We start from the raw sequence: 12,289 nt of genomic DNA on the forward strand, positions 1-12,289 counted from the left end.
ATGGACAAGCCACACCCAAAACGCAAACGCAGCCGTCAGCGGCGCGATGTGGCATTGATGGTCACCTGCCTGGCAGATCTGATGCGCCCCTCAGTCGGCTTTGCCGCCATACGCCTGCTGGAGCGCGCCGGCTGCCGGGTGAGCGTGCCCGAGCAGCAAACCTGTTGCGGACAACCCGCCTACAACAGTGGCGAGATTGATGCGGCAGTGCCCGTTGCCCGCGCGGTCATTGAGACGTTTGAGCCCTACGACTACGTGGTTGTGCCGTCCGGTTCCTGCGCAGGCATGCTCAGCCACCACTATCCCGCACTGTTCGAAGGCGAGTGGCATGACCGCGCCCTGGCCCTTGCCGCCAAGACCTGGGAGCTCACCCGGTTTCTCACGGAAGTGGCGCGCCTGCCGGCACCAAAACGTCCACCGTTGGAAAGCGCCATCACTTACCACGACAGCTGCGCCGGATTGCGTGAGCTCGGCGTGCAGCAGCAGCCACGGCAATTACTGCAAGAACAATGCGGCGCCCAGGTGCAGGAGTTGAGCCAGAACACGGTGTGTTGTGGCTTCGGTGGCACGTTCTGCGCGCGCATGCCGGAAATCTCCGGGAAAATGGCTGACGACAAGCTGGACGATGCGGTGGCCAGCGGCGCCACAATTATCGCAGGCGGCGATCTCGGCTGTCTCCTGCATCTCGCCGGCCGCGCGCGACGCAGGGGTGTGGACCTGGAGTTCCGGCATGTTGCCGAACTGCTGGTCGGCGAGCCTCGCGGTCCGGGCATTGGGGACGGCCGCGAATGAAGCTCGCCAGCGAAAACTTCCTGCAGGAAGCAAGCGCTGCGCTCAACGCGCAGGAAAAAGTGGCGCGGCGCAACCTGCTCGGCCAGTTCCTGCCGCTGGCCCGGGGCAGCGCCGCCAGTAAATACGGTGACTTCGACGCATTGAGAGCGCACATGAAACGGGTGCGCCGACATACCAGCGAGCACCTCTCCCATTACCTGCAACAGTTTGAGGAAGCGGCGGTACAACACGGCAACCAGGTGCATTTCGTTGCCGACGCCGAGCAGCTCAATAGCAAGGTGTTATCGATCTGCCAGGCACACAGCGCCAGGCGGGTCGCCAAGGGCAAGTCGATGGTTACCGAGGAAACCGGCCTCAACGAGCTTCTGCTCAAGGCAGGGCTTGAGGTGCTGGAAACCGACCTGGGGGAATACATTATTCAGCAGGCGGGTGAAACCCCAAGCCACATTGTAGGCCCGGCCTTTCACAAGTCGCTGGCCGAGATCCGGCAGCTGTTTCTCGACAAACACAAACTGGGCGAGCGCAGCCTGGAAACGGCGAGTGAGGTCGTGGAAGAGGCACGCGGGATTCTGCGCGAACAGTTCCTCGCAGCGGATGTGGGCATCATTGGCGCCAATGCGCTGGTCGCCGAACACGGTACCAGCATGCTGGTGACCAACGAAGGCAACGGCGACCTCTGTGCCAACCTGCCGCCGGTGCTGATTGTGTGCACTACCTTTGAACGCCTGTTGCCCCGCGCGGAAGACGCCGTAGCGCTGCAGCGCCTGCTGGTGCGCTCGGCCACGGGTCAGCCGCAAACCTGCTACACCAGCTTCTATTCGGGCCCGCGGCGGGAAGACGACCCCGATGGGCCGCTGGAAACCCACATCATTCTGCTCGACAACAAGCGCAGTGACATCCTGGCCAGCGACTACCGGGAGATACTCGACTGCATCCGCTGCGGTGCCTGCCTCAATCACTGTCCCATTTACATCGGTGTAGGCGGCCACCCGTACGGCTGGGTGTACCCCGGGCCCATGGGTTCCGTGTTGACACCGCTGCTCACCTCGCTGGAGCAGGCGCAGGCCTTACCCAACGCCTGTACCAGTTGTGGTCGCTGCGCCGAGGTGTGTCCGGCAAACATACCGCTGCCGGACCTGCTGCGCGACCTGCGCCAGGAAGAAAGTGTGCAGCGCATCAAGCCCGCGCGCTGGCGCCACGGGCTGCGGCTGCACGCCTGGCTGTTGCGTCAGCCTCGCCTCTACCAACTTTCCACCGGCTGGACCATGAGCCTGCTGGGCTGGCTGGGCAAACGCCGCGGAGCCTTCCGGCGCATGCCTTTCGCCAGCGGCTGGACCGGGCAGCGCGACTTTCCGGCACCCGAAGGCGGTGGCACCTTCATGCGTCAGTACGCGGGCAGGCGCAGGGGGGCACGACGTGGCTGATTCCGTACGCGCCCAACTGCTGGCGCGACTGCGCGCGCAGGAAACAGAGACCGAACCGGAGGAGATAGCACGCGCGCTGGCTGCTCTCGGCCATGCACAGGCTGCCCGCGCGCCCCACCCCGATGTGCATACGGCCTTTCTCGCCAATGTACTGGCCAATCAGGGCACGGTCGAGCTGGCACGGGACCGTGGCGCCGCGGTGCAGGCGATCGGTCGTTATCTCTACCAACGCTTTCGCACGCACAAGCTGGTTGCCGGCAACGACCCCAGGCTGGCCGCCATGCCCTGGCGGGACGGCGGCGTGCTGCCCCGATTCGGGGCCGCAGAGGCCGGCGATGCCGCCGCGCTGAGCTACGCAAAACTGGGGGTTGCCGAAACCGGTGCCATTGTCACTTTCACCGGGCGCGCAAACCCGGGACGCAACAACCTGCTGCCAGAGGATCATCTGGTGTTGGTGAACCGTGAAGATGTTGTGTCGACTCTGGAAGAGGCCTGGGTGCGGATAAGAAAGGACACTCAAGCCGGCAACTGGCCGCGCGGCATTCAGTTTATCGCCGGGCCCTCAAGCACTGCTGACGTGGAGGCGCAGCTGGTTCTGGGCGCACACGGCCCGCGGCGCTGGCATGTCATCCTGGTGGGTGACACGCCAACCTCGGCTGTGGATGCCGCCAGGGAAAGCCTTGCGGCTGCCCCGCTTTAGTTCGGAGTGAAGTTGAACTTCTGTCCACCCAGAGTCGCCTCGTACATCAGGCCACCCTTGGCGATGGTAAATACCGCCATGCCCTTGCGATAGCCCAGGCTCGCCGTGGAAGCGTCGTTGCGGCCACCGCTAACACCGGCGCTGACACCGCCACCCGTGCTCGCTTCTGCTGAAACACCCGCGGTGATCGCGACCGCGGTTGCCTGAGCGCCGAACTCGAAGTTACCGCTGGTGAACTGCTCCAGCGCATTGGCACTCTCAAAGAAAATAATCTGGCTGAATGCCTGGCCACCCAGTTGAAACCCGACCGTGAGCTGCGTCATGGTCGCCTCGCCTATGACATTTCCCTGCCGATACACCCGCCCCTTGCCGTGGGCACCGCCAATACCAATACCGCCCTTACCGATGGTCGGAAACAGGGCGTAGCCGTAAGCCGAGTCAAAATAGGCAGCGCTTTCACCCGCGTCGCGAAACGACTCCAGCGCCTCCGCGTAATTGTCTGCCCGCGCCAATGGCGCCAATACCAGTGCCAGCAGAACGTACAGGATGGGCATAACAGCGATCTTCTTCATGATGCATCTCACTTGTCAGTTGGGAGCCAATTTCAACAATAGCACCGAATGACGGGTGGCAATAGCACGACACGTCGTCGCTGTATTTACCCGGTGTTGCGCATGCCCGCAGCAATCCCCGCGAAGGTGACCATGATGGCTTGTTCCAGCCCACCCTCAGGCTCACGCCGCTGGCGCTGCAGCAGTTCGGCCTGCAACACGTTGAGCGGGTCTGTATAGATATTGCGCAACTGAATCGACTCGCGAATCCAGGGTGAATCGGCGAGCAGCGTATCCCCTCCGCTGATCTCCAGCACCGTGCCCACATCCCGCTGTAACGAAGCCCGCAACGCGCGCCCAAGGCCCTGCAACTCTTCGGGCACCAGGCAGGCATCGTAGTGTGCCGAAAGCCCCGTGTCCGCCTTGGCGTAGACCATTTCCAGCATGGACAGACGCGTTGCGAAGAAGGGCCAGCCGGCTGCCATCTCGCGCAGGCGGCCCGCGTGACCGGCATCCAGCGCCTGCTGCAGGGCCGTACCCGCTCCCAGCCAGGCCGGCAGCATCAGGCGGTTCTGGGACCAGGCAAAAATCCAGGGAATGGCGCGCAGGCTTTCAATGCCGCCGCCGCCGCGACGACGGGCCGGACGTGAGCCCAACGGCAGCCCCGCCAGCTCCTGCTCCGGGGTGGCGTAACGGAAATAGGCGATGAAGTCCGGCTCTTCGCGAATCACCCGGCGGTACTCGGTACACGAGCCCGCGGCGAGCTCCTCCATCAGGTCGCGCCACGATTGCTCTGGCGCCGGTGGCGTTTGCAGGTTCGCCCGGCAAATAGCGCCGGTGTACAACGCCAGGGTTTTCACCGCCAGTGAGGTCCAGCCGAGTTTGGTGCGAATCATTTCCCCCTGTTCGGTCACGCGCAAGCCCTGCTCCAGCGAGCCGGGTGGCTGCGACAACAGAGCAGCCTGTGCCGGCGCCCCGCCACGCCCGATCGTCCCTCCACGACCGTGAAACAGGGTGAGGCGAACATCGCTGGCAGCGCATACCGCCAGCAATTCCTCCTGCGCACGGTACTGGGCCCAGGCGGCCGCCAGTACACCGGCGTCCTTGGCGGAATCCGAATAGCCGATCATCACCATCAGCTGTCCCTGGATGTGCCCGCGATACCAGGGGTCTGCCAACAACGCCGTCACCACCTCGCGGGCCCGCGACAGGTCATCCAGGGTTTCAAACAGCGGAGCCACGGGCAAATCGAAGGGACAACCCGCCTCGCGCAACAAAAGATGCACTGCCAGCACATCGGAGGCCTGCCGCGCCATGGAGATCACATAGGCACCCAGTGCCTCGCGCGGCTGGCGGGCAATCACGGCAAAGGTCGCCAGGACTTCGGCCACCGACTCACTGGGCGCCCAGCGTGGCGGCACCAGCGGACGGCGGCTGGCGAGTTCCTGACGCAGGAAGGCGCAGCGTGCGTCCTCGTCCCAGGCTGCGTAGTCGCCAAGGCCGAGCCAGGTGGTCAATTCCGACAGGACCTCGGTGTGTCGTGCACTGTCCTGGCGGATGTCATGGCGCACCAGATGCACGCCAAAGCAGCGCACCCGGCGCAGCAGGTCCAGCAGCGCGCCATCGGCAATTACCTGCATACCGCAGTGCTGCAGCGAGTCATAACACAGCACCAGGGGCTGCCAGAGGTCGTCAGCGGTCAGCAGTGCGGTGTTGTCGACCACCTCCCCGGCCAGCGCCGCCTCGATGGTCTTCAGGTCGCCTTTAAGGCGCTCCCGCAGGCTGCGCAGCACAGCGCGATAAGGTTCATGCGAGCCTTCGGCTGCTGCTTCCAGCGCCGCGTCGCACACCGTCATCGACAGCTCTTCCACCAGACGCGTCACGTCCTGCAGGTAGAGCTCAATGGCCTGCCAGCGGCTCAGCCAGAGCACCTCGGCGGTCACCTCGGCCGTCACGTTCGGGTTGCCGTCGCGATCGCTGCCCATCCAGGAGCCAAAGGTCACCGGCGCGGCATCCAGCGGCAGACGGCTGTCGCAGGTCTCCTGCAGCGCCGCATCCAGTCGACGCAGATACTCGGGCACGGCACGCCACAGCGAGTCTTCCACCACAGCAAAACCCCACTTCGCCTCGTCCACCGGCGAGGGGCGCTCAGTACGAAAATCATCGCCGTACCAGATTTGCGCAATCAGCTCGCGCAGGCGCGTGTGCAGCTGGTCCTGCTCGCGACGGGTAAGACCGCCCAACTCAAGTTGCGACAGGCAACGACCGATTTCAGTCTGCTTGTGGATCAGTGTGCGACGCATGATTTCGGTAGGATGCGCAGTGAGCACCAGGTCGATACGCAAAGCCGCCACCGCATCGACAATGGCTGCGGCGGACACGCCTTCGTCCAACAATGTCTCGAAACTGCCGCTGAGATTGCGCGAGGCAGAGAACAGGGGGTCCATCTGCCGCGACACGGTATGGTGCTGATCGGCGATATTGGCGAGATTCAGGAACTGGCTGAAAGCCCGCGCCACCGGCACCAGCTGCTGATTGTCCAGAGAGCGCAGGACGGCGAGCAGTTCGGCGTGCGCCGCATCTTCACCACCTGCGCGTGCAGATTTTGACAGGCGCCGGATTTTTTCCACCAGGGCGAGAAAATCGGCACCGTTCGCCGCCGCGATGGTGTCACCGAGCAGGTGGCCGAGAAAACTGACGTTGCTGCGTAGCTCACTGTAATCCGAACGTTCGCCACTGCCCGCTTCTCTGCTGCTTACCACTGCTTGAACCTCCGTAACAAATCACATACTCGGGCCGAATAGCCCCACTCATTGTCGTACCAATTCAGCACGCGCAGGTATCGCTCGTTCACCACGGCAGTGAAACCCGCGTCATAGATGGAGGAATGTGCGTTGCCGATAATGTCGGTAGACACAATTGGCCGCTCACTGAATGCCAGAATCCCCTGCAGCGCACTCGAACCGGCAGCCGTGCGCACCGCATCGTGCACCGCATCCACCGTGACCGGGTGCGCCAGTTTCACGAACAAGTCGACAACGGAGCCGTCGGGCACCGGCACTCGGGACGCAATGCCGTGCAAACGGCCCTTCAATTGCGGCAACACTTCACCCACTGCCTTTGCCGCACCGGTTGAGGTGGGAATGGTATTTTCCGCCGCCGCCCTGCTGCGGCGCCAATCGGAGTGCGGCACATCCGCCAGGCGCTGGTCGTTGGTGTAGGCGTGTACCGTATTGATGACACCCTCTTCGATACCGAAAGCGCTATCCAGCACGCTGGCCATGGGCGCGAGGCAATTGGTGGTACAGCTCGCATTGGACACGATGCGGTGCTCCGGGCGCAGTCCGGCGTCGTTCACGCCCAGCACCACCGTGTAATCGATCGGGTCGGACGCCGGCACCGTCAGCACCACGCGGCCCGCCCCGGCTTCCAGATGCGCCTCCAGCTGGGCCCGCTTGCGAAAGGCTCCGGTTGCTTCCACCACCGCGTCTATGCCGAGTTCCGCCCAGGGCAACGCGGCCGGGTCGCGCTCGCTGATTAGCTTGCAGCGCCCACCCGGAGTCACCAGTTCGTCGCCTTCGAGCAACAGCGACTTGCCGAACGGACCCATCACGGTGTCGTAATTCAACAGGTACCGCAACGCGGCGTGGTCAAACAGGTCGTTGATCACAACGACCTGAATGTCCGGGTCGTTTTCCAGAATGCGAAATACCGAGCGGCCGATGCGGCCGAAACCATTGATCGCAACGCGCATTACGCAGCCTCCTGACGATGATCCAGATCCGCATAGAGACGCGCCACATCCAGCAGGCGCGCAGCGTGCCCCAGGGTTTCGTACCAGCCCAGCGCCTTGACGGTGTTGCTGCCGGCCTTGATGGTGCCCCAGGCGTCAAATACCAGCGAGTGGGGGTTGCCGATGACATCCGAGGACACCACAGGATCCTCGACAACAGTCACGATACCGGCGTAGTCGGCCGCACGCCGACGCATGCAGTCGTTGACTGTATCGGCGGTTACCGCGCTGTCGGCAAAGACGAGATTGACGTCCAGCAGGCAACCCTGATGAATTGGCACGTTCAGCGCGGAGGTCAGCACCTTGCCCGCCAGCGCGGGGAGCACGTGCCCCAGCCAGGCTCCCGCCTCGTGCTGATTGGGGATAATGTTCTCGGCCGCCGAACGGCTACGGCGGAAATCACTGCCGGCGTAGTCCTGTAGCACCTGGTCTGAGGTGTAGGCGTGCACCGTGGTCATGCTGCCGCAGTCGATGTCGAAATCACGCGAGAGTGCGTGCAGCAGCAGGCACAGCGCGGTGGTGGTGGCCGAGCCTGCCGAGAGCATGCGGTCTTCAGGCCGAATCGAGTCGGCGTTGATACCGGGCATTACCAGGCGATCTATGTGGTCGGTGGGCAGGGTGCGCAGCAGCACACGTGGCGCACCCGCCTGCAAATGCTGCTGCATGGCGGCGCGGTCACGAAACCTGCCGGTAGCGTCGATGACGATATCCACGCCAAACACATCCCAGGGCATCTCGGCCGGCGAGTCGGTGCGCAGAAGCCGACTGCGAAAGCGTCTGTTGTGGAGGAAATTGCCCTCCAGCTGGTAGGCGTCCTCGCCCATTTCCGCACCCAGCAGGTAATGCAGAATCGCCGGCTCACCAATGTCCGCTATCGCCACGATCTCGATATCCGTGCTGCGCGCCGCGATGTCATACACCTGCCGGCCGATCTGGCCGAAGCCCATCAAGCCGATCCTGATCGGTTGTCCACGCGTCATTTTTCGCCTCCTGAGTCAGGCCACCCGCACGCGGGTGACCAGCTTTTGTCCACAAATTGTCCGACAAGTGCTTCGCTCGGCGCACACGCCGGCAATCCATCCTGCACACCTCATCGTAACTAAGCTAAACACAATGGAGATGCGACATGGAAACTGCACTGGCTGGCAATATTCCCTACCCGAGCAAGATGTCAGCCGAGGCTGCCATGGTGCGCGAGGCCCTGCTGGAGCGCGGCCTGGAATCCCCCATGATCCAGAATGGCCTGACACGCGACGAGAAATACCGGCGCATCGTGCAATCTTTCACCGAGATCACCCGGACCCTGGGACTCGACCTCAATGACGATAGCCTCGCCGAAACACCGCACCGCATCGCCAAGATGTACGTCGACGAGATTTTCTCCGGGCTGGACTACGCACAGTTTCCCAAAATCTCGGTGATCGCCAACAAAATGCAGGTGGAGGAAATGGTTCAGGTCGACAACATTGATGTTGTCAGCACCTGCGAACACCACTTCGTCACCATCGACGGCCTGGCCCGCGTCGCCTACATCCCCAAGGACAAGGTCATTGGTTTGTCGAAAATCAACCGCATCGTCCGTTTCTTTGCCCAGCGTCCCCAGGTGCAGGAGCGGCTAACCCAGCAAATTCTTGTCGCCCTGCAGGCACTGCTGGATACCGACGATGTTGCTGTCACTATCGACGCTGTGCACTACTGCGTCAAGTCGCGCGGTGTGATGGACAGTAATTCCAGAACCCGGACCACGTCGCTGGGCGGCGCCTTCAAATCCAACGCGAGCACCCGAGCCGAGTTCCTGAACTGATCCCCCCCTGGGAACTCGGCTGCTTGGCCCGGCACTGCCGGGCATTTTTTTGCCCTCAATTTCGGTTTTTTGGCCGCGGCAAAGCGTGTAACCTGCCTCCTTCGCAACTGCACTGTGCACCCGCGCTGGCCATACCATGAGAACACTGCTCACCCTCACCTCACTGCTGATCTCCACCGCCCTGCTTCTGGTCGGACAGGGCATGCAGTTGACCCTGCTGCCCCTGCGGGCCAGCAGTATCGGCTTATCGGATTTCATTATCGGCGTCAGCGCTTCCGCGTATTTCATGGGTTTTGTGGCCGGTTGCCTGTTGATCCCCAGGATCATCGCCAAGGTGGGGCACATTCGCAGCTTCGCCGTGCTCACAGCGATCATGATGAGCGCAATTCTCGCCCTGGAAACCCTGGACGGCTGGGTTCCATGGCTATTGCTGCGTTTTCTCACGGGCGCAATGATCTGCGGGCTGTATACCGTGATCGAAAGCTGGCTGAACGACCAGACCAGCGCTCAATCACGCGGCCAGGTACTGGCCATCTACACTTTCATTATTCTCTCCGCAATGGCGGTAGGCCAGGTGCTGATCAACGTCGGCCCCGTCAGTAGCGCCACGCCGTTTATTCTGGCAGCCATTTTCATGGCCCTGGCCATCGTACCGGTTGGACTCACCAGTCGGCTGGCACCCGCACCCATCGAATCAACGCGCATTCGCTTCAACCTGCTCTATCGACGCTCACGCGCGGCTTTTGCAGGCACCTTGCTCTCCGGGCTGGTGGTAGGCAGTTTCTGGGCGCTGGGGGCGGTGTTCGCGCGCCGCTACGGCACGAGCATGGCAGACGTCACCTGGTTTATTACTGCGGGTATCGCGGGGGGTGCGCTATTCCAGTACCCGATTGGCTGGCTCTCCGACCGCATCGACCGGCGCTACGTGCTGGTGTGCCTCAGTATCGGCGCTATCGCCACGTCAGCAGCGGTCGCACTCACGGTGCAGCACAGCGCGCACTTGATTGCGGTTTTCCTTTTCGGCGCCATGACCATGCCGCTCTACGCCATCTCGCTGGCCACGGCGGCTGACAACTCTTCCGCGGAAGAGTTTGTGGAAATAGGGACATCCGTATTGATGCTGAACGCGCTGGGCGCCGCCTCTGCGCCCATCCTGTTGGGTCAGCTAATGAGCCTTTACGATGCTACCGCGCTGTTCTGGTCGTTCTGTGCCCTGAGCGCAGTCTTCACCCTTTACCTCGCCGTACAAACCCGGGACAAGGGTCAGGTGGTTGCTGCAGAAGACCAGGTACCCTTCTCCGCCGCCGCTACCGAAGCCGCCCCCACAGGCTTTAGCCTGGACCCGCGCGGCCCGGAAGATGCTGTGGGCGACTTGTTACCCTCGGAGTCGGGGCAGGACGAGCACCACAGCGACATCCAAGCCGAGTCCGAGTCCGAGTCCGAGACTGCGGCTATGGATCCAGCGCCGCAGCGCTGACCGGTTGCCACGCCGGGCCCCCGGGAACCTCGGGTGCCCTCAGTCAGCCCAGTGCAGCAGCACTTCGCGCTGTTCTGCTGCATTGCGGGCGAGGCCTTCTGCCAGCTCTCCGTAGCGTTCCTCAACCTTTTCACGGCGAATCTTCAGGGTTGGCGTGAGCACCTCGTTGTCGATCGTCCACTCCTCCCGGGAAAGGATCACGGCGCCGATGCGGGCGTGCTTCTCGACAGCCTCGTTGATGCTCTGTACCGCCTGGTGTATCGCCTGCGCGATCTCCGCTTCTGCCTGCTCGCGCGACGCTGCCGCCAGCTGCCGTGCCGCCTCGTTGAGCACAGCTACCATCACCGTCTTGGAGAAACCACGCCCCAACAGGCAGTGCTGTTCGGTATGGGGGTTCTTGGCAAATTCACCCTCAATGGGGGGCGGAGCCACGAACTTTCCCTGAATCGTCTTGAAATAGTCTTTCACCCGGCCCGTAAGGTAAACGAAGCCGTCTTCGTCCACCCGTGCCTTGTCGCCGGTGTGCAACCAACCGTCGCGGATCAGCTCGGCAGTCTTGTCCGGCTGATTGTAATAACCCGGTGTACAGCCATCGGCACGCACCGCCAGCTCGCCCTCCTCAGTGATGCGGAATTCCACTTCGCCGATGGGCTTGCCGATAGAACCGATCCGTCGTGAATCATGCCCGCTGGCAATAACACCCATCGCCTCGGTCTGGCCAAAGCCTTCCATGAGGATCAGCCCCAGCCGTTGCCACCATTCAATCAATGCCGGCGGTGTTGGTGCCGCTGCCACCAGGCAGTACTCCACCTGATCCAGCCCCAGGCCCTCAAGAACCAGGCGGCCGATACCTTCCGCATCCTGAGCCAGCGCCTGCTCCAGCGCGTCATTGCCGCCAAACTTGGCAACGACCGCCTGCTTCAACTGCTCCCAGACACGCGGTGGACCAAAGAACATGTGCGGGCGGGTACGCTGCAGGTCCGCCGCCAGGGTTTCCAGGCTCTGGTTGAAGCTCACCTCACCACAACAGGTCAACGAGGAAAACTCGACGATCTGCCGTTCGGCAATATGTGAAAGCGGCAGGTAGGAAAAATAGCGCGCGTTGTCGCGCGTGCCGAAGGCGGTGCGAAACCGCGTGATCGGCACAAGGTTGCTGCGGTGTGTCTGGATAACACCTTTGGGCAAGCCGGTGGTGCCTGAGGTGAACACCAGTGAGATCACGTCATCGGGCTGACAGCGATAGGCGGGGGCCTTGCCCTGCCACTCCGCAAGCAGTGACTCCCAGCGCAGATGCGGCTCTTCCAGTTCCACGCCGGGCAACGTTATCAGGGTGACTCCCTCCGGCAGCACCTCGCGCACGGCTTGCCAGTTGGTGGTTTCACCGACAATCAGAACACGGGTCTCGGTAAAATCCATGATGTACTGTGCGGTCGACGCCGGCAGCGTGGTAAACATACTCACCGTGACGTTGCCCGAACTGATGATCGCGAGATCGGCAAGGAACCAGTGTGCACAGTTGCGCGACAGCAGCGAGATGCGCTGCCCGCGGCCGAAGTGATGCTCAAGCATCGCCGCCATCGCATTGACGGTCGCGGCCGCCTCGCCCCAGGTGATATCCCGGGAGCCCTCGGGCAGCAAGTCCTTGAGCCAGACCGTGTCAGGCGTTTCCCGCGCCCAGTGGGCAAGGAGCTTGTCGAGTGTATCGGCCTGCATGGTGAAATCCTCTCTTTGATTTTATACGTCCAGTG

General features: G+C 62.7%; 10 protein-coding genes. 5 read left to right on the forward strand and 5 right to left on the reverse strand.

Annotated features, from left to right (window positions below; genetic code table 11):
* From G533_RS0106260 to G533_RS20800, 3 genes are read left to right on the forward strand one after another with little or no spacing between them, the layout of a single operon-like run.
* Positions 1–792: a (Fe-S)-binding protein gene (locus G533_RS0106260; RefSeq protein ID WP_084638835.1), complete on the forward strand. Its 792-nt coding sequence runs from the start codon at positions 1–3 to the stop codon at positions 790–792.
* Positions 789–2,216 (forward strand): lactate utilization protein B, encoded by a 1,428-nt coding sequence (locus tag G533_RS0106265; RefSeq protein ID WP_027949226.1) that lies wholly within the window; start codon positions 789–791, stop codon positions 2,214–2,216. The genes G533_RS0106260 and G533_RS0106265 overlap by 4 nt, the downstream gene beginning before the upstream one ends.
* Positions 2,209–2,916, forward strand: a complete 708-nt coding sequence (locus tag G533_RS20800; RefSeq protein ID WP_051230036.1) for a LutC/YkgG family protein — start codon at positions 2,209–2,211, stop codon at positions 2,914–2,916. Before G533_RS0106265 ends, G533_RS20800 begins: the two co-directional genes overlap by 8 nt.
* On the opposite strand, the gene G533_RS0106275 is transcribed toward G533_RS20800, so the two are convergent.
* The 4 genes from G533_RS0106275 to G533_RS0106290 all read right to left on the reverse strand — a co-directional run bounded on the left by G533_RS0106275 (position 2,913) and on the right by G533_RS0106290 (position 8,240).
* Positions 2,913–3,488, reverse strand: a complete 576-nt coding sequence (locus G533_RS0106275; RefSeq protein ID WP_027949227.1) for a YSC84-related protein — start codon at positions 3,486–3,488, stop codon at positions 2,913–2,915. The genes G533_RS20800 and G533_RS0106275 overlap by 4 nt on opposite strands.
* Before the next feature lie 86 nt (positions 3,489–3,574).
* Complete coding sequence (gene ppc / locus G533_RS0106280) at positions 3,575–6,229, reverse strand: phosphoenolpyruvate carboxylase (RefSeq protein WP_027949228.1); 2,655 nt, start codon at positions 6,227–6,229, stop codon at positions 3,575–3,577.
* Entirely contained in the window at positions 6,223–7,221 is a 999-nt protein-coding gene (gene gap / locus G533_RS0106285) for a type I glyceraldehyde-3-phosphate dehydrogenase (protein ID WP_027949229.1), read from the reverse strand. The genes ppc and gap overlap by 7 nt, the downstream gene beginning before the upstream one ends.
* Positions 7,221–8,240, reverse strand: coding sequence for a type I glyceraldehyde-3-phosphate dehydrogenase (locus tag G533_RS0106290; RefSeq protein WP_027949230.1), 1,020 nt, complete (start codon positions 8,238–8,240; stop codon positions 7,221–7,223). The genes gap and G533_RS0106290 overlap by 1 nt, the downstream gene beginning before the upstream one ends.
* A 146-nt stretch (positions 8,241–8,386) precedes the next feature.
* Here G533_RS0106290 and folE point away from each other — a divergent pair, with 146 nt between their 5' ends.
* Both folE and G533_RS20805 read left to right on the forward strand, forming a co-directional pair.
* Positions 8,387–9,064, forward strand: a complete 678-nt coding sequence (gene folE / locus G533_RS0106295) for a GTP cyclohydrolase I FolE (RefSeq protein WP_035526773.1) — start codon at positions 8,387–8,389, stop codon at positions 9,062–9,064.
* 136 nt (positions 9,065–9,200) lie between these two features.
* Positions 9,201–10,541 (forward strand): MFS transporter, encoded by a 1,341-nt coding sequence (locus tag G533_RS20805; RefSeq protein WP_084638836.1) that lies wholly within the window; start codon positions 9,201–9,203, stop codon positions 10,539–10,541.
* 39 nt (positions 10,542–10,580) lie between these two features.
* On the opposite strand, the gene G533_RS0106305 is transcribed toward G533_RS20805, so the two are convergent.
* Positions 10,581–12,254 carry an AMP-binding protein gene (locus G533_RS0106305; RefSeq protein WP_027949232.1) on the reverse strand — a complete coding sequence of 558 codons (1,674 nt, stop codon included), beginning with the start codon at positions 12,252–12,254 and terminating at the stop codon, positions 10,581–10,583.
* Positions 12,255–12,289 lie beyond the last annotated feature (35 nt).

Origin of the sequence: Haliea salexigens DSM 19537, from assembly GCF_000423125.1 — a bacterium.
GTDB lineage: Bacteria > Pseudomonadota > Gammaproteobacteria > Pseudomonadales > Halieaceae > Haliea > Haliea salexigens.

Bases quoted from the DNA above. Each gene is read 5' to 3' on its own strand.
- gap (WP_027949229.1), bottom strand. From the start codon at position 7,221: ATGCGCGTTGCGATCAATGGTTTCGGCCGCATCGGCCGCTCGGTATTT.
- G533_RS0106290 (WP_027949230.1), bottom strand. From the start codon at position 8,240: ATGACGCGTGGACAACCGATCAGGATCGGCTTGATGGGCTTCGGCCAG.
- G533_RS0106305 (WP_027949232.1), bottom strand. From the start codon at position 12,254: ATGCAGGCCGATACACTCGACAAGCTCCTTGCCCACTGGGCGCGGGAA.
- G533_RS20805 (WP_084638836.1), top strand. From the start codon at position 9,201: ATGAGAACACTGCTCACCCTCACCTCACTGCTGATCTCCACCGCCCTG.
- G533_RS0106260 (WP_084638835.1), top strand. From the start codon at position 1: ATGGACAAGCCACACCCAAAACGCAAACGCAGCCGTCAGCGGCGCGAT.
- G533_RS0106275 (WP_027949227.1), bottom strand. From the start codon at position 3,488: ATGAAGAAGATCGCTGTTATGCCCATCCTGTACGTTCTGCTGGCACTG.
- G533_RS0106265 (WP_027949226.1), top strand. From the start codon at position 789: ATGAAGCTCGCCAGCGAAAACTTCCTGCAGGAAGCAAGCGCTGCGCTC.
- folE (WP_035526773.1), top strand. From the start codon at position 8,387: ATGGAAACTGCACTGGCTGGCAATATTCCCTACCCGAGCAAGATGTCA.